Below are 15,110 nucleotides of genomic sequence, written 5' to 3'. Positions count from 1 at the left end.
GTGGTCCGGAAGCGTGTCAGTCGCGCTCGTCGTACCCGCCGTCGCGCTCTCCCTTCGGAAAGACCTTCACCAGGAGGATGCGCGGACCGTTCATCTTCTTGACCACCACGTCGAACTGCGGGAAGCCGATGCGCTGCCCCTGCTTGGGGATGTCGCCCAGCTTGGCCATCAGGAGGCCCCCCACCGATTCGACGTCGTCCAGGCCCATTTCCTCGTTGTCGATGTCGATCCCCAGCAGGCGCTCGAGCGAGAAGATCGGCAGGCTGGCCTTGCCGATCCAGGTGCCGTCGGGCTGGGACATCCAGTCGTTCTCGTTCATGCGGAACTCGTCGCGGATCTCGCCCACCATGGCGCCGAGCAGATTGTCGAGCGTGATGAAGCCGACCGGGCGCTTGCCTTTTTCGCCGATCAGGGCGAAGTGCGGGGCGCCGCTCTTGAAGCGGCGGAAGATGTCCTGCGCCTTGGTGCGCGCCGACATGGTCTCGACCGGGCGCAGGTGCTGGGTCAGGTCGGTGATGGTGCGGCCGGCCTGCTGGGCGAAGAACAGGTCCTTCAGGTGGATCACGCCCAGCACTTCCTCGCCTTCCTCGTCGAAGTAAGGGTAGCGCGAAAAGCGGTTGCGCCGCACGGTCTCCATGTTTTCCTCGAGCGAGCGGTTGGCGTACAGCGCGCTGACCTCGTTGATCGGCCGCATCAGGTCGGACACGGCCAGTTGGCTGAAGTCGAGCGACTGCGCCAGGATGTTGCGCTCGTCGTTCGTGAATTTCGCTCCCGGCGCGCTGGTGTTGGAGCGCAGGATCATCTTCAGTTCGTCGGTGGAGTAGTGGGTGTCGTGGCTGCCGCTGCCGGCCAGGCCGGCGACGCGCAGCACCATGTTGGCGCTGGCGTTGAGCAGGGCGATCGCCGGGTACATCGCCCAGTAGAAGGCGTACAGCGGGATGGCGCACCACAGCGCCACCGATTCCGGCAGGCGGATCGCGAGCGACTTGGGCGCCAGTTCGCCGATCACGATGTGCAGGAAGGAGATGACCGAGAAGGCCACCACGAAGGAGACGCCGTGGATCACTTCGGGCGAGGTGACGCCGAGCATGGCGAACACCGGTTCGAGCAGGCTGGCAAAGGCCGGCTCGCCGACCCAGCCCAGGCCGAGCGAGGCCAGGGTGATGCCGAGCTGGCAGGCCGAGAGGTAGGCGTCGAGCTGGCCGTGGACCTTGCCGAGGATGCGTCCGCGCAGGCCGGTGGTCCTGGCGATGGCGTGGACGCGGGTCTTGCGCAACGTGACGATGCTGAATTCAGCCGCCACGTAGAAGCCGTTCAGCGCCACCAGGAACAGGGCGAGAACGACAAACAGGAAGTTTTCCATTGAAGAGATTTCGTTAAAAAATGGCAATAGCCGACATCATTGTACCGTTCATGCCTTCCTCATGTGCCGGCCAGCACCCCCTGGTAGACCGCGGAGAGGATGGCTTCGACGGCCGGGTGCTTGATCTTGCGCTCGTTCGAGATCGCGTAGAAGTGCTCGCGCACCTGCGGCACCCGCCCGACCAGCAGCGCATTGAATTGGTCCTCGAGGTCGTGGGCCAGGGCGGCTGGAGCGAAGAACAGGCCCAGGCCGCGCCGGCCGAAGGTATTGAGCAGGGCATTGTCCATGAACTCGCCGACCACGTCCGGACGCACGCCCTGCAGCTCGAACCATTCGTCGATCTTGCCGCGCAGGGCATTATTGCGGGTCGGTAGCAGGAAGGGCGCGCCGTTCAACGAGCGCGGGAAGTCCGCGCCCCAGTCCTTCACCAAGGCGGGCGCGCCGACCACGATGGTCTCGCTGTCGCTCAGCAGGTGGCTGAACACGCGCAGGGTCGTGCCCGAGCGCACCGCGCGGTCGGTCAGCACCACGTCGAGCTTGTGCAGGGCCAGGTCGGCCAGCAGTTCGTCGAATTCGCCTTCGTAGCAGACCAGGCGCACCGGGCGCGGCAGCTGGGTGGCGATCTCCAGCAGCCGGTAGGCGGTCAGCTTGGGCAGCGAATCGGAAATGCCGACCGTCAGGCGGGTGCGCGCGCTGTCGGACTCGGCCAGCGCTTCCTGCATCTGCTCTCCCAGAAGGAAGATCTGGTCGGCGTAGGACAAGGCCAGGCGCCCGGCCTCGGTTAAAGTCAGTCTCCGGCCCTGCTGGGTGAACAAGGACTTGCCCAGGGACATCTCGAGCTGTGCCAGCTGGGTGCTGACGGTCTGGATCGCCAGGCTCAGGCGTTCGGCGGCGCGCGTGATGCTGCCTTCCTTGGCGACGACCCAGAAGTAATATAGGTGGCGGAAATTCGGGGGCGTATGGTTCATTTCTTCTGTTTTTTCGAAGCAATTCTTCGATTATCTTCGCTTTTTCAATATTCGCACAGCCCTCATACTTGCGTGAGTCTTCTGGACGAAAAAATGATACTGACACAACAACTCATCGCATAAACTAAAAATCTAACTTAACAACAAGGGGAAACGACAACATGAAGCACTTTACGTGGTCATTCATCGTGACCGCCGTCTGCATGGCATTGGCAGGCTGGTGGGGTTACGACCATGGCGGCATTGCCGGCATGGTCACGGCGCTCGGTGTCTGCGCAATTCTGTCGGTCATGGAAGTCTCACTGTCTTTCGACAACGCGGTGGTCAACGCCTCGGTGCTGAAAGGCTGGGACGAATTCTGGCTCAAGCTGTTCCTGGGACTCGGCATGATCATCGCCGTGTTCGGCATGCGCCTGGTGTTCCCGCTGGTGATCGTCGCCGTGGCGGCCGACCTGGGCATGACCGAAGTCTGGAACCTGGCGCTGACCAATCCGAAGGAGTTCTCCGGCCACCTGACCGAGCACCATGCGGAAGTGGCGGCCTTCGGCGGCATGTTCCTGCTGCTGGTGTTCCTGAACTTCATGCTCGATGACGAGAAGGAAGTGCACTGGCTCGGCAACATCGAGCGCAAGATCGGCTCGCTCGGCAAGGTGTCCTCGATCTCGGTGCTGGTGGCGCTGGCTGCGCTGATGTACTCGACCAGCTGGATCGCCGAAGGGCAGAAGATGATCGTGCTGGTCGCCGGCCTGTGGGGCATCCTGGTCTACATCGGCGTGGACATGCTTTCCAGCCTGCTCGAGAAGAGCGAGTCGGACGCCGGCAGCGACGTGGGCGAGATGGTCAAGCGCGGCGGTATCGGCGGCTTCCTGTACCTCGAAGTGCTCGATGCTTCGTTCAGCTTCGACGGCGTGATCGGCGCCTTCGCGATCACCAGCGACGTCGTGATCATCATGCTGGGCCTGGCAATCGGCGCGATGTTCGTGCGTTCGATGACGGTTTACCTGGTGCGCCAGGGCACGCTGGACGAGTTCGTCTACCTGGAGCACGGCGCGCACTACGCGATCGGTATCCTGGCCGTGATCATGCTGGTCAGCATGCACATGCACGTGCCCGAGCTGATCACCGGCGGCGTGGGCCTGGCCTTCATCCTGGCCTCGCTGTGGAGCTCGATCCAGTACAAGAAGAAGCACGCGGCAATCGAAGCATAAAACCGGCGGGCCTGGCCCGCCTGCAAGAACCGCACGGCGAGTGGCAGAACACCAGCTCGCTGTGCTCATACCCCCGGTGTTCACAAGCAGTAACTTTTAGGAGAGTCACAATCATGGCAATCAGTCTGCAAAAAGGCGGCAACGTCAACCTGTCGAAAGAAGCTCCCGGCCTGACCAATCTGAAGGTCGGCCTCGGCTGGGACACCCGCGCCACCGACGGCGCCGGTTTCGACCTCGACGGCGCGGTGTTCCTGCTCAATTCGCAGGGCAAGGTGCGTTCGGATAGCGACTTCATCTTCTACAACAACCTGAAGTCCTCGGACGGCTCGGTGGTCCACTCGGGCGACAACCTCACCGGCGAAGGCGAGGGCGACGACGAATCCGTGTCGATCGACCTGTCCAAGGTGCCGGCCGACGTCGACAAGGTGGTGCTGGCCGTGACCATCCACGACGCGGAAGCGCGCCGCCAGAACTTCGGCATGGTCGGCAAGGCCTTCATCCGCTGCGTCAACGCGGCCAACAACAGCGAGATCGCGCGCTACGACCTGTCGGAAGACAGCTCCACCGAAGCAGCGATGATCTTCGGCGAGGTGTATCGTAACGGCGCCGACTGGAAGTTCCGCGCCATCGGCCAGGGCTTCAACGGCGGCCTCGGTCCGCTGGCCCGCAACTACGGCGTCAACGTTTAAACAATAAAACAGGTAAGCGGCCCGCACGCGCGGGCCGCTCCGGAAAGGAAGTCCACATGCCAGTATTTACCGTGACCGGGGATGTCGATCCCTTCCTGCATGTCTCGATGCGACGCGGCGAAACCATCTATTGCGAATCGGATGCGATGGTGATGATGGAATCGACGCTCGACCTGAAGGGCAAGATGAAGGGCGGCCTGGGCAGCGCGCTGATGCGCACTTTCGCCAACGGCGAGTCCTTCTTCCAGCAGCACATCGAGGCGGCGAGAGGCGACGGCGACTGCCTGCTGTCGCCGACCCTGCCGGGCGCGATGCAGGTCATCGATTGCGGTCCGAACCAGTACATCATCAGCGACGGCGCCTTCGTTGCCGCCACCTCGGGCGTGGACCTGAAGGTCCGCACCCAGAGCCTGGGCAACGCCCTGTTCGCGCAGAGCGGCGGCTTCTTCGTCACCGAAACGACCGGCAGCGGCCAGGTGGTGGTGTCGGGCTTCGGTTCGATGTCGATGCTGGAGGTCGAGCCGGGCAAGGACGCGATCATCGACAACTCGCACGTGGTGTGCTGGGACAGCGGGCTGCGCTACGAGATTTCGGTCACGACCGGCGGCAACAGCGGCTTCCTGGGCAACCTGATCAACAGCCAGACCAGCGGCGAGGGCATGGTGTTGCGCTTCTCGGGCAAAGGAAAGGTGTATGTATGTTCGCGCAACCGGATGGCATTCAAGGCCTGGATGCAGACGCCGGCGCGCTGAAGTTAACAAATTAGGGAGAATGATATGTCAGTAAACCTGAGCAAGGGCCAGAAGATTTCGCTGGACAAGGAAGCAGGCGGCGCACTGAGCCGCGTGACGATGGGCCTGGGCTGGGACGTGGCCAAGTCGAAGGGTTTCTTCGGCTTCGGCGGCGGCGCCGGCCAGCCGGTCGACCTGGACGCCTCGGTCGTGATGTTCGACGAATCGAACCGCCCGATCGACGTGGTCTGGTTCCGCCAGCTCAAGAGCAAGGACGGCAGCATCACCCACACCGGTGACAACCGCACCGGTGCCGGCGACGGCGACGACGAGCAGATCCAGGTCGACCTGTCGCGCGTGCCCGCCAGCGTGAAGTCGCTGGTGTTCACCGTGAACAGCTTCACCGGCCAGAACTTCTCGACCGTGGAAAACGCCTACTGCCGCCTGCTCAACGCCGGCAACAACCAGGAAGTGGCGCGCTTCAACCTGTCGGTGCAGGGCTCGCACACGGCCCAGATCATGGCCAAGCTGTACCGCCACAACGGCGAGTGGAAGATGCATGCGATCGGCGAAAACGGCTCGGGCCGTACTTTCGACGACCTGATGCCGCTGATCACGCCGCACCTGTGATCCATCCCTGATGGAAGCGCAGAGCCGGGCTGGTCCCGGCTCTTTTTTTGCCGGGGTCAGGTCTGACATTTAGACACGGACTGAGCAGTAAAGCACGCTCATGCTCGAGCTCGTGTCCGAATGTCAGACCTGACCCCTATGAGTGCTATGAGTGCATTGACGTATTGAAGAGCCGGGGCTTGCCCCGGCTTTTTTGTATTCACGCCAGCGGCAGCCAGACGGTAAAGGTGCTTCCCTTGCCCGGTCCGTCGCTGTGCGCCTGCACCTCGCCGCCGTGCAGCGCCACCATGGTCCGCACCAGCGCCAGGCCGATGCCCAGGCCGCCCTGCGAACGGTCCGGCGTACGCTCGGCCTGGGTGAACAGGTCGAACACCTGCGGCAGCAGCCCGCTATCGATGCCGATGCCATTGTCGGTCACGCACAGCCGCACGCGGGCACCGACACGCGCCGCGTCGAGGACGATCGTGCCGCCGCTGGGGGTGTACTTGGCGGCGTTGTTGAGCAGGTTGGCGATCACCTGCACCAGACGCGTGGCGTCGCCATGCACCCGGGCCGCGGCCAGTTCCGGCGCCACCTCGACCGTCAGGGTATGGCCGCGCGCGGCGACCAGCGGCCGTGACTGTTCCACCGCATTGGCGAGCACCGGCCCGATCCCGACCAGGGCCTGGTCGAGCTTGATCAGGCCGCGGGTGACGCGGGATACGTCCAGCAGGTCGTCCACCAGCGAGGTCATGTGCCGCACCTGGCGCGCGATCACCTCGCTCGATGCGCGGATGCGCTCCGGACTCGTGGAAATCTTCAGCAGCTCCGCCGCGGAGGCGATCGGTGCGAGCGGATTACGCAACTCATGGGCGAGCATGGCCAGGAATTCGTCCTTGCGCCGGTCCTGCTCGCGCAGCGAACCGTACAGACGGGCGTTCTCGAAGCCGTTGGCCGCGATCGAGGCCAGTTGGACCAGAATGGCTTCGTCCTGTTCGGTGAAGTCCCCCTGAACCTTGTCCGACACCTGGATCAGACCGATGTTGTGTCCCTTGCGGTTGATGAGCGGCACCGCCAGCCAGCCACGCATGGCCGGATGGCGGGCAGCATGCCGGCCAAAACCCTTCCAGGCGGGGTGCGCCTCCAGTTCCGCCTGGGTGAGGCGCATCGGCGTGTTGGTGCGGCACACCTCGGCGTAGATGCCGCTGCCGTCGGTGCGAGCGTCGAAGGCGCGATACGCCGCATATTTTTCCGACAGGGACACCGCATTGATGGCCTGTGTCCAGTTGTCGCCTTCCGTCAGGGAGACGACCGCCTGGTGGACGTCGAGGAGCGCACGGACCTCCTGCACCAGCACCTCGGCGATGTCGGGTACCGACAGTACCGTGTGCAGCGTGCGCGACGCGCTTGCCACCTTGGCCAGCAGGGCCGACTGGCGCTGCTCGCGGTCGAGCCGCTCGGCCAGGGCCTCCTGTGCCATGACGGTATCGTGGATGTCGCGGTTGGCGCCGACCCATTCGCGCACGCCACCCCGTCCATCGAGGATGGGGATGCCCTTGACCGCGGTCCAGCGGTACACCCCATCGGCGCGGCGCAGGCGGTATTCGGTCTCGTAGACCGAGCGGCTGGCGACGCAGTCGATCCATACCCGGTAGGCGCGCTCGCGGTCATCCGGATGGACTGCGTCGAGCCAGCCGAATTCCTTCCATTCCTCGTAGGTCTGTCCGGTGTAGGCGCGCCAGGAGGGCGAATCGTTCAGCACGCGCCCGTCGGAGGTATTGGTCCAGACGATCTGCGAGCTTGCCATCGCGAGCGTGCGAAAACGCTCCTCGCGCTCGCGCAATGCCGTCTCGGCCTGGACGTGTTCGGTGATGTCCTCATGCATCAGCATGACTTCGACGACGCGTCCTTCGCCATCCTTGATCGGGTGAGCGCGCGCGGTGACCCAGCGCGAGCGTCCCGGCACACCGATCGCAGTCGTATCGTAGTGGATCGCCGGGATGGCGACGGATTCGCCGTCCAGGGCGCGCCGGAGATAAGGCGTGATGCCCGCCTCGACGACCTGAGGATCGCGCAGCACGTTGTACTCCCTGCTCAGCACGTGGCGTTTCACCTCGCTGCCTTCGTGGATGTGCCACAGCGCTTCCCAGGCCTTGTTCACCCGGATGGTGTAGCCCTCCGGGTCGAGCAGCTGGATGCTGCCCGGCCCCTGCTCGAACAGTTCGCGGAAGCGGACCTCGGGATAGGTGGGGGAGGCGGCACTCAGGCCCGTTTCTGGGGTGGAAGACATGGTTCGTTGGTGTTGTCAGGTAGGTGCGCAAGCCGCGGTGCGTGCGGCGTCGGCGTGCGCATGATGTCACAGTTTTGTTTGCAATGGGACATATACCTATCGCATATCTTTGCGTCGGAGTATTGACAGAAAGAACGCCTCGGGATAGTGTATTACTCAATTAATACACATATACGGCCTAGACACCATGGCAGTCCATACATCCCAGCTGTTTTCGATCACGCCCGGCTCGACCGAGCCGATCTACCGCCAGCTCGTCGAGCAGGTGCGACGCCTGGTGGCCGGCGGCCAGATGGCGCCCGGCGACGAGCTGCCGTCGGTGCGCGACGTGGCATCCAGCCTCGCCGTCAATCCCATGACCGTCTCGAAGGCCTACGGCCTGCTCGAGACCGAGGGCCTGCTGGCGCGCCGGCGCGGCCTGGGGATGCTGGTGGCCGAGCGCCCGCGCAGCAGCCGCAGCCAGTCCGAGCGCGCGGCGCTGCTGCGCCCGACCCTGGAGCGCGCCGCCCGCGAGGCGCGCGAGCTCGAACTCGACCCGGACACCGTCCTGAATCTTTTCACCCACCTCTTGAAGGAAGCATCGTGACCGCACCCATCATCCAATTGCGCGACGTAGCCAAGCACTACGGCAGCAGCATCGTGTTAAGTGGCCTTCACTGGGACATCGGGCAGGGCCAGGTCATCGGTCTGCTGGGCCGCAACGGCGCCGGCAAGTCGACCCTGATGGAGTGCCTGCTCGGCCTGCGCGAAACCGACGCCGGCAGCGTGCGCCTGTTCGGCGAGGACGTGGCCGCGCTGTCCGAGGCGACCCGCGCCCGCATCGGCTACGTGCCGCAGAAGCACGGCCTGTTCGAGTGGATGACGCCGCTGCAGATGCTGGACTACTTCAAGGCCATGTACCCGCGCTGGAACGCGGTGAAGGTCGAGGCCTTGCTGGAGCGCTGGGGTTTCGGCCCGCTGGAACTGGGCAAGCCGATCGGCCGCCTGTCGGGCGGCCAGCAGCAGCGCCTGTCGATCATCCGCGCGCTGGCGCACGATCCGGAACTGCTGGTGCTGGACGAACCGGTTTCGGCGCTGGACCCGGCTGGCCGCCGCGCTTTCCTGTCCGAGCTGGTCGACGGCGTGATCGAGCGCGGCACCACGGTGCTGTTCTCGACCCACATCCTGACCGACCTGGAGCGGGTGGCGCTGGACGTCGCCTTCCTCAAGGACGGCCGCATCGCGCTGCAGGGGCCGCTCGACGATCTGCTGGAAGGGGCGCGCAGCACGACCGAAGGGCGCCGCGCCGAGCCGCTCAGCCTGGAAGACCTGTTCATCGAGGTGACCCAATGAACGCGACGATGAGCGCGCGCCTGCGCGACTACCGGATGCTGTGGCGCGCCGCGGTGACGCATGCGAACCCGCGCATGTCGGGCGTGATCCGCTGGGGTGCGATCGTCATCGCGATCGTTTTCGCCGCCGCGCAAGCGGTGAACGAGGGGCCGCGCGAAGGCCTGGCCACGCTGTGGACCGCGGCCTCCGTGCTCCTCCTGCTGAACTGGGCATGGCGCTTCATGCCGGGCGCCATGAAGCTCAATACGCCGGTGAATGCCTGGCTGGTTCCGCAGATGCGCCGGCGCCTGGTCGAGCTGTCCTGCCTGGTGTGCCTGGCCGGTATCGCCGGCTTCGCCAGCGCGCCCCATGCCGATACGGGCGAGCTCGGGTTCTGGTTGTTGTGGCTGGTGATCTTCGTCGCGGGCATCGGACTGGGCGCGGCAGGACACCGGGCAGCCGAACCGATCATCACGTCACTGTGCTTCACCTGGTTCCTGGTGGAGTGGCTGCCGGAAGACCTGGTCGCGCTCCTGTCCCATCCTGTGGCCATCGTCCTGGCGCTGCCCATCTATGCAGGCGTCATCGTGGCGGCGGTAAGCGCCATGTTCCCGCAAGGAGGCGAGCGCCACTGGGAGATGGTGGCCAAGCGCCTGCGCTGGGTCGCCTCGTCCGGCCAGCCGGATCCGCTGATCGCGCAGGTGGCCAGCAAGCAGACCAGGGGCTGGTATGGCAGGACGCTGCGCCGCGACAGTGCAAGGCGCGACGGCCGGCGCCTGGCGCTGCATGCGCTCGGGCCCACCCGCCACCTGGCCGAAACCGTGGCGGTGCTGGCCGTCCTGGCCGTGGTCGTGATCTGTACCGGCATCCTCGCCACCTGGCGCGCCGATCGCGAGGTCACGGCGGGCATCGGCTGGCTGTTCGCCTGCACGCTGTTCGTCGTTCCTCTCCTGCACAGCGTGCGCCTGGCCCAGCTGCCGGCGGAACTCGCTGCCGAACAGGCTCTGGTGCGGCTGGCGCCCGCCATGCCGGGCGGAGCGGCAGCGTTCAACGTCCAGCTCGGCCGCAGCCTGCTGCTGCAGGCGCTCGCAGGCTGGGCGCTGGCCACCGGCGCCGCACTACTGCTGGCGGCCCTCGGGCAGGCGGGACCGGAGGCGCTGCTGCGCGTGCTCTGCGTGGCCTGCATCATCCTGCCGGCGGTGGCGGCCCCGCTGCGCAATCACGCCAGCCGGACCGGCAGCGCCGCCGGCGCGGCGGCAATGCTGCTGCTGGTGTCGATGCTCAACGCATTGAGCGGCATCCCGGCGCTGCCGGTAGCCGCCCTGGCCAGCATCGGCCTCACGGTGGTCGCCGTGGTGCGCGGACTGCGCACGATGCGGCGCGCGCCCTGCGCCTTCCCGGCCGGACGCCTGGATTGAACAAGTCTCAGCTGGACGCCGGCGCCGCGGCCCCGGCCGCTGCTTTCCTGCCCAGGATCAGGAAGCCGAAGGCGGTGGCGAACACGTACATGCTGACCGAGTAGATCGCCGCCGGCAGCATCAGCTGGAAGTCGCCCAGCACCGACACCGCGACAAAGATCGCCAGGGTCGAATTGTGGATGCCGATCTCGTAGCCGATCGCGATGGCGTTCGGTTTGTCCAGGCCCAGCATGCGCGGCACGTAGTAGCCCAGGCCCAGGCTCAGGATGTTGAACAGGATGACGGCCAGGCCGATCGAGGCGAACGAGGTCGAGATGGCGGTCCACTCCTTGGCGATGGCGATGATGGCGAGCAGGGCCAGCACGGCCATCGAGAAGCGCTTCATCGGCTTGTCCATGCGCGCGGCAAAACCCGGGGAGCGGCTCTTGACGAACATGCCGATCGCCACCGGGATCAGCACGATGACGATCACCTCGATCACCTTGGCGGTCTGCATCGGCACCACTTGCCCGCTCTTGGCGAAGCTGGCGATGGCGAAGTTGGCGATCAGGGGCAGGCTGACGATCGACAGCACGGTGTTGATGGCGGTGAGCGAGATGTTCATCGCCACGTTGCCGCCGAACAGGTGGCTGAACAGGTTGGCGGAGACCCCGCCCGGCGAGGCCGCCAGCAGCATGAGGCCGACCGCGTAGACGGGCGCCACGCCCAGGCCGAGGATCAGGCCGTAGCAGATCGCCGGCAGCACCATGGCCTGCAGGACCAGGGCCAGCACCACGGCCTTCGGGTGGCCGAGCAGGCGGCGGAAGTCGGCGAGGGTGAGGGACAGGCCCAGCCCGAACATGATCAGCGCCAGCGCGCCGATCAGGAGGGTGGGCAACAGGGTAATGAAGTTGCTCATGCGTTGTCTCCGTTATTGTCGTTGTCGCGGTCGCGCATGGGATGCGGCCGTCGTCACAGTGTAGAGCTTTGCTGGGCCGTATGGACAAAAAGATGGCCGGCGTCGCCCTGCTCGAAGGGCGCAGGGACCGGCTCGGCGCGCGCGAACGACAGCATGCCGCGTCCGCCATGCTTGGACGCGTAGAGCGCCTCGTCGGCGGCCTGCATCACCGCCTCCAGGTCGGCGCCGTTCAGCGGGAAGCCCGCGGCGCCGATGCTGGCGCCGACCGCGTTGTCCGCCAGCTTCGGATGCAGGGACGGGTAGAGGCAGTCGATCAGGCGCCGTCCGACGCTGGTGACTTCGTTGCGCGAGAACTCGCCATCCATCAGCACCACGAATTCGTCGCCGCCCACCCGCGCCAGGAATTCGCCGCTGCGCAGCACCGACTGGAAGCGGCGCGCCACTTCCTTGAGCACCTCGTCGCCGGCCGGGTGGCCGTGGCTGTCGTTGACGTTCTTGAAGCGGTCCAGGTCGATGGACAGCACGGTGAAGGGCTTGCCGCTGCGCTGGCTCCTGGCCACCAGGCGGCGCGCCCAGCGGTCGAAGAAGCGCCGGTTCGGCAGGCCGGTGAGGACGTCGTGCGAGGCTTCCATGGCCAGGCGCTTGGCCAGTTCCTTGTTGCGGCGCGCGGCCGCCGACAGCGAGCGCCAGGCGTGTACGGTCATGGCGACCACGGTCGAGAGCATCAGCGCCAGGATCACGGAGGCGCGCAGCAGGCGCTCGTTGAAGCCGTCCACGACCGCCTCGCGGGCCAGGTGCAGCCGCACCACCTCTTCCTGCACCAGGCGCCGGGCTTCGCGCATCTTGGCCTGGCCGAAGCCCTCGCGCACCATGGCCAGGGCGGCGGCGTCGTCGCCGCGCTTCTTGAGCTGCACTGTGCGCTCGAGTTCGTCCAACTTGCTTTCCGTGACCAGGGCCAGCTGGCGCACGCCGGCAAGGAATTGCGCCTCGTGGTAGCCGGACTGCTCGGCCTGGGCCAGGTTGTCCCGGACGCTGCTGCGTCCGAGCTGGTAGGCCTCGAGGTAGGCCGGATCGCCGGTGAGCAGGAAACCGCGCTGCCCGGTTTCGGCGTTGAGCAGGTTCATCAGGACGTTGCGGACCTGGATGCGCGCGGCGTCGTTCTGCCTGAGCTGGATCATCGTCTGGCGCAGGTCGATGACCTCGCGGACGAAAAAGATGCTCATCGCCGCGATGATCAGGAGCGCGAGGCCCAAGGGCAGGGAGCTTCCCCGGACCGGCAGGCCGGGCACGATATGGGAGGTAGGCATAACCATATGAACAGTGCTAATGCTCGCATGTTATCCCAATGTAAGATCATTCCTACATGGAATTGTCATTTTTTCTATGAAAGATTTTGAACGTGTAACAAACGCCCAACGCTGCTTCTTTAGTGGGCGCGGCGCTGCACCAGGGCGGCGCCGACGCCGTGGCGCTTGCCTTCGCTGACGGCCGTGACGGTGCCGTCCGGGTTGAACACCAGCGCATTCGCCGCACCGATTTCCTCGGGGTCCGCTTCCCAGCGGTGGCCCAGACGCTCGAGTGCGCGCGCCGCTTCGGTGCCGGGAAAACCCGGCTCGACCGAGGTGGCGTCGCCGTTGCGCTCCGAGATGCGCGGCGCGTCCACGGCCTGGTCCATCGGCATGCCGAGGTCGAGGTGGTTGAAGATGGTCTGCAGCACCGTCGTGATGATGGTCGAGCCGCCCGGGCTGCCGATGGTGAAGGCCGGCTTGCCGTCCTTGAGGACGATGGTCGGCGCCATGCTCGAGCGCGGGCGCTTGCCGGCTTCCGGCACGTTCGGGTGCGGGCCGCCGAAGTCGAAGTCGGTCAGCTCGTTGTTCAGCAGGAAACCGTAGCCCGGCACCACGATGCCGCTGCCGCCCCAGGATTCGATGGTGAAGGTATACGACACCACGTTGCCGTCCTTGTCCGAGACCGTCAGGTGGGTGGTGTGGGCGTTTTCCATCTGGAGCTTCGCTGATCGTGGGCGCAGCGGCACGCTCAGGTCGCGCTGGTAGCCGTAGGGGTCGCCGGCTGCCACATTGCGCGCCGCCTGCGCCCCGATCAGCTTGCGGCGCTGGGCCGCGTAGTCCTTGGACAGGATGCCGGCCACGGGCGCGTCGACGTATTCCGGGTCGGCCAGGTAGGCGTTGCGGTCGGCGAAGGCCAGGCGGCTGGCCTCGATGTACAGGTGCTCGGCCTGGGCGCGCGGCAGTTCTTTCAGGTCGTAGCCTTCGAGGATGTTGAGCGCTTCGGCCACCGTCGCGCCGCCGCTGCTGGGCAGTGGCATGCCGACGATCTCGTAGCCGCGGTAGGTGCTGCGCAGTGGCGGGCGGATGCGCGCCTCGTAGTTGGCCAGGTCGGCCATGCTCATGCGCCCCGGGCGGGCGCGCTTGCCGGGGGCCAGGGGCGGCTTGTTGACGGCATCGACGATGGCGCGCGCCAGCGGCCCTTCGTAGAACGCCCTGACGCCGCCCGCGGCGATCTCGCGGTAGGCCCTGGCCATGCCGGGATTGCGGATCAGGGTGCCGGGCTGGACGGCCTTGCCATTGCGCAGGTAGAGCGCACTGGTCGGGGCGTACAGCTGAAATTTTCTTTCATTTTGCGCCGTTAAATGACTGAATATTTCAGTCGCGCGGAAGCCCTTGTCGGCCACTTCGATGGCCGGCGCCAGCACCTGCTTGAAGCGCATCGTGCCGTAGCGCTCGAGCGCCTCGTGCCAGCCGCGCACGGTGCCGGGCACGCCCACCGCGGCGCCGCTCGCCACCGCCGTTTCGAAATCGATCGGCTTGCCGTTCTCGAGGAAAGCCTGGGGCGTGAAGCTGGCCGGCGCGGTCTCGCGGTGGTCGATGGTGATGGCGCGCTTGTCCCTGGCCAGGTAGATCACCATGAAGCCGCCGCCGCCGATGCCGCAGCTGAACGGATCGGTGACGCCCAGCGTGGCCGCGGCCGCGACCGCCGCGTCGACGGCATTGCCGCCCGCGTTCAGGATCGCCATGGCCGATTGCGAGGCCTGCTCGCTGATGGTGGCGACCGCGCCCCCGGTCCCGGTGGCCACCGGTGTCTTTGCCGCTGCCGGGGCCGGGTGCAGGACGATGGACAAAGCCAGCCCGCAAGCGAGCAGGGTCGCCTTCATGTGGTCTTCCCCGTGCGGGCGCTTATTGCGCGTACATGTTGAAGGTCACCGGATACGACACCGGGGCCGCCCCGGCCACGGCGCGTGGCGGCGGCGGCGTCAGGTGGTCGAGTTCGATGCGCGAGCCGCGCAGCGCCGGCGACATGTAGCCCGGCCGGCCCGGCACAAGGTAGAAGCCCTGCGCCACGCTGCCGATGCGCATCGTGAAGCGGTAGGCCAGCTGGCCCGGCCAGAGGCAGCGCGCATCGTCGGGGCAGCGGCTGTCATGCGCGCCTTCGTAGGTGATGCTGAGGCGGTCGCCCAGCGGCAGCACCTGGCGCTCGGTCATGGTGTAGCGCGCTTGGGGCAGGCGGTCGGGGGCGGCGCAGCCGGCCAGCGCAGCGGCGGCGCAGCTGAGGGAGAGAACACGGAGCAGGGTGTGCATGCGATGTCCACCAGGTTGTTTTTTTGGAA

General features: G+C 66.1%; 14 protein-coding genes. 7 read left to right on the top strand and 7 right to left on the bottom strand.

Translation table 11 applies throughout. The annotated features are described in order from the left end of the window. Positions 1-16: 16 nt before the first annotated feature. Complete coding sequence (locus tag ACK4S9_RS00560) at positions 17-1,363, bottom strand: hemolysin family protein (protein WP_409720219.1); 1,347 nt, start codon at positions 1,361-1,363, stop codon at positions 17-19. A gap of 59 nt (positions 1,364-1,422) precedes the next feature. Continuing rightward, positions 1,423-2,331, bottom strand: a complete 909-nt coding sequence (gene nhaR / locus ACK4S9_RS00555; protein WP_409720217.1) for a transcriptional activator NhaR — start codon at positions 2,329-2,331, stop codon at positions 1,423-1,425. Positions 2,332-2,492: 161 nt separating this feature from the next. Here nhaR and ACK4S9_RS00550 point away from each other — a divergent pair, with 161 nt between their 5' ends. From ACK4S9_RS00550 to ACK4S9_RS00535, 4 genes are all read left to right on the top strand, one after another. Further along, entirely contained in the window at positions 2,493-3,539 is a 1,047-nt protein-coding gene (locus tag ACK4S9_RS00550) for a DUF475 domain-containing protein (RefSeq protein WP_409720215.1), read from the top strand. Between the two features lie 113 nt (positions 3,540-3,652). Continuing rightward, on the top strand, positions 3,653-4,228 hold the full coding sequence (locus ACK4S9_RS00545) for a TerD family protein (protein ID WP_409720213.1): 576 nt from the start codon (positions 3,653-3,655) through the stop codon (positions 4,226-4,228). A 56-nt stretch (positions 4,229-4,284) separates the two neighbouring features. Further along, positions 4,285-4,980: a TIGR00266 family protein gene (locus tag ACK4S9_RS00540; RefSeq protein WP_409720211.1), complete on the top strand. Its 696-nt coding sequence runs from the start codon at positions 4,285-4,287 to the stop codon at positions 4,978-4,980. Between the two features lie 24 nt (positions 4,981-5,004). Beyond that, a complete protein-coding gene (locus ACK4S9_RS00535; protein ID WP_036210757.1) occupies positions 5,005-5,589 on the top strand; it encodes a TerD family protein in 585 nt (194 codons plus the stop codon). A 199-nt stretch (positions 5,590-5,788) separates the two neighbouring features. Here ACK4S9_RS00535 and ACK4S9_RS00530 read toward each other — a convergent pair whose 3' ends face one another. Continuing rightward, positions 5,789-7,858: a PAS domain S-box protein gene (locus ACK4S9_RS00530; protein WP_409720209.1), complete on the bottom strand. Its 2,070-nt coding sequence runs from the start codon at positions 7,856-7,858 to the stop codon at positions 5,789-5,791. 187 nt (positions 7,859-8,045) lie between these two features. On the opposite strand from ACK4S9_RS00530, the gene ACK4S9_RS00525 reads away from it, so the two are divergent. The 3 genes from ACK4S9_RS00525 to ACK4S9_RS00515 are packed head-to-tail and all read left to right on the top strand — an operon-like array spanning position 8,046 to position 10,587. Beyond that, the gene (locus ACK4S9_RS00525; protein ID WP_409720207.1) at positions 8,046-8,444 is read left to right on the top strand and encodes a GntR family transcriptional regulator; all 399 of its coding nucleotides are present in this window, start codon (positions 8,046-8,048) and stop codon (positions 8,442-8,444) included. Next, the gene (locus tag ACK4S9_RS00520; protein ID WP_409720205.1) at positions 8,441-9,190 is read left to right on the top strand and encodes an ABC transporter ATP-binding protein; all 750 of its coding nucleotides are present in this window, start codon (positions 8,441-8,443) and stop codon (positions 9,188-9,190) included. The genes ACK4S9_RS00525 and ACK4S9_RS00520 overlap by 4 nt, the downstream gene beginning before the upstream one ends. Beyond that, entirely contained in the window at positions 9,187-10,587 is a 1,401-nt protein-coding gene (locus ACK4S9_RS00515; RefSeq protein WP_409720203.1) for a hypothetical protein, read from the top strand. Before ACK4S9_RS00520 ends, ACK4S9_RS00515 begins: the two co-directional genes overlap by 4 nt. A gap of 7 nt (positions 10,588-10,594) precedes the next feature. Here the strand turns inward: ACK4S9_RS00515 and ACK4S9_RS00510 are convergent, their stop codons facing one another. From ACK4S9_RS00510 to ACK4S9_RS00495, 4 genes are all read right to left on the bottom strand, one after another. Then, positions 10,595-11,485 (bottom strand): bile acid:sodium symporter family protein, encoded by an 891-nt coding sequence (locus tag ACK4S9_RS00510; RefSeq protein ID WP_409720201.1) that lies wholly within the window; start codon positions 11,483-11,485, stop codon positions 10,595-10,597. A 53-nt stretch (positions 11,486-11,538) separates the two neighbouring features. After that, complete coding sequence (locus ACK4S9_RS00505; protein WP_409720198.1) at positions 11,539-12,792, bottom strand: diguanylate cyclase domain-containing protein; 1,254 nt, start codon at positions 12,790-12,792, stop codon at positions 11,539-11,541. A gap of 119 nt (positions 12,793-12,911) precedes the next feature. Beyond that, entirely contained in the window at positions 12,912-14,657 is a 1,746-nt protein-coding gene (gene ggt / locus ACK4S9_RS00500) for a gamma-glutamyltransferase (protein ID WP_409720196.1), read from the bottom strand. Between the two features lie 22 nt (positions 14,658-14,679). Beyond that, positions 14,680-15,081 carry a hypothetical protein gene (locus ACK4S9_RS00495; protein WP_409720194.1) on the bottom strand — a complete coding sequence of 134 codons (402 nt, stop codon included), beginning with the start codon at positions 15,079-15,081 and terminating at the stop codon, positions 14,680-14,682. Positions 15,082-15,110 lie beyond the last annotated feature (29 nt).

Origin of the sequence: Massilia sp. (assembly GCF_046293535.1) — a bacterium.
Classification (GTDB): Bacteria; Pseudomonadota; Gammaproteobacteria; order Burkholderiales; family Burkholderiaceae_D; genus Telluria.
Note: the sequence above shows the minus strand (reverse complement) of the source record. Positions and strands in the feature narration are given on the sequence as shown.

Bases quoted from the DNA above. Each gene is read 5' to 3' on its own strand.
- ACK4S9_RS00510 (WP_409720201.1), bottom strand. From the start codon at position 11,485: ATGAGCAACTTCATTACCCTGTTGCCCACCCTCCTGATCGGCGCGCTG.
- ACK4S9_RS00495 (WP_409720194.1), bottom strand. From the start codon at position 15,081: ATGCACACCCTGCTCCGTGTTCTCTCCCTCAGCTGCGCCGCCGCTGCG.
- ACK4S9_RS00515 (WP_409720203.1), top strand. From the start codon at position 9,187: ATGAACGCGACGATGAGCGCGCGCCTGCGCGACTACCGGATGCTGTGG.
- ACK4S9_RS00505 (WP_409720198.1), bottom strand. From the start codon at position 12,792: ATGCCTACCTCCCATATCGTGCCCGGCCTGCCGGTCCGGGGAAGCTCC.
- ACK4S9_RS00540 (WP_409720211.1), top strand. From the start codon at position 4,285: ATGCCAGTATTTACCGTGACCGGGGATGTCGATCCCTTCCTGCATGTC.
- ACK4S9_RS00525 (WP_409720207.1), top strand. From the start codon at position 8,046: ATGGCAGTCCATACATCCCAGCTGTTTTCGATCACGCCCGGCTCGACC.
- ACK4S9_RS00560 (WP_409720219.1), bottom strand. From the start codon at position 1,363: ATGGAAAACTTCCTGTTTGTCGTTCTCGCCCTGTTCCTGGTGGCGCTG.
- ACK4S9_RS00545 (WP_409720213.1), top strand. From the start codon at position 3,653: ATGGCAATCAGTCTGCAAAAAGGCGGCAACGTCAACCTGTCGAAAGAA.
- ACK4S9_RS00535 (WP_036210757.1), top strand. From the start codon at position 5,005: ATGTCAGTAAACCTGAGCAAGGGCCAGAAGATTTCGCTGGACAAGGAA.
- ggt (WP_409720196.1), bottom strand. From the start codon at position 14,657: ATGAAGGCGACCCTGCTCGCTTGCGGGCTGGCTTTGTCCATCGTCCTG.
- nhaR (WP_409720217.1), bottom strand. From the start codon at position 2,331: ATGAACCATACGCCCCCGAATTTCCGCCACCTATATTACTTCTGGGTC.
- ACK4S9_RS00550 (WP_409720215.1), top strand. From the start codon at position 2,493: ATGAAGCACTTTACGTGGTCATTCATCGTGACCGCCGTCTGCATGGCA.
- ACK4S9_RS00530 (WP_409720209.1), bottom strand. From the start codon at position 7,858: ATGTCTTCCACCCCAGAAACGGGCCTGAGTGCCGCCTCCCCCACCTAT.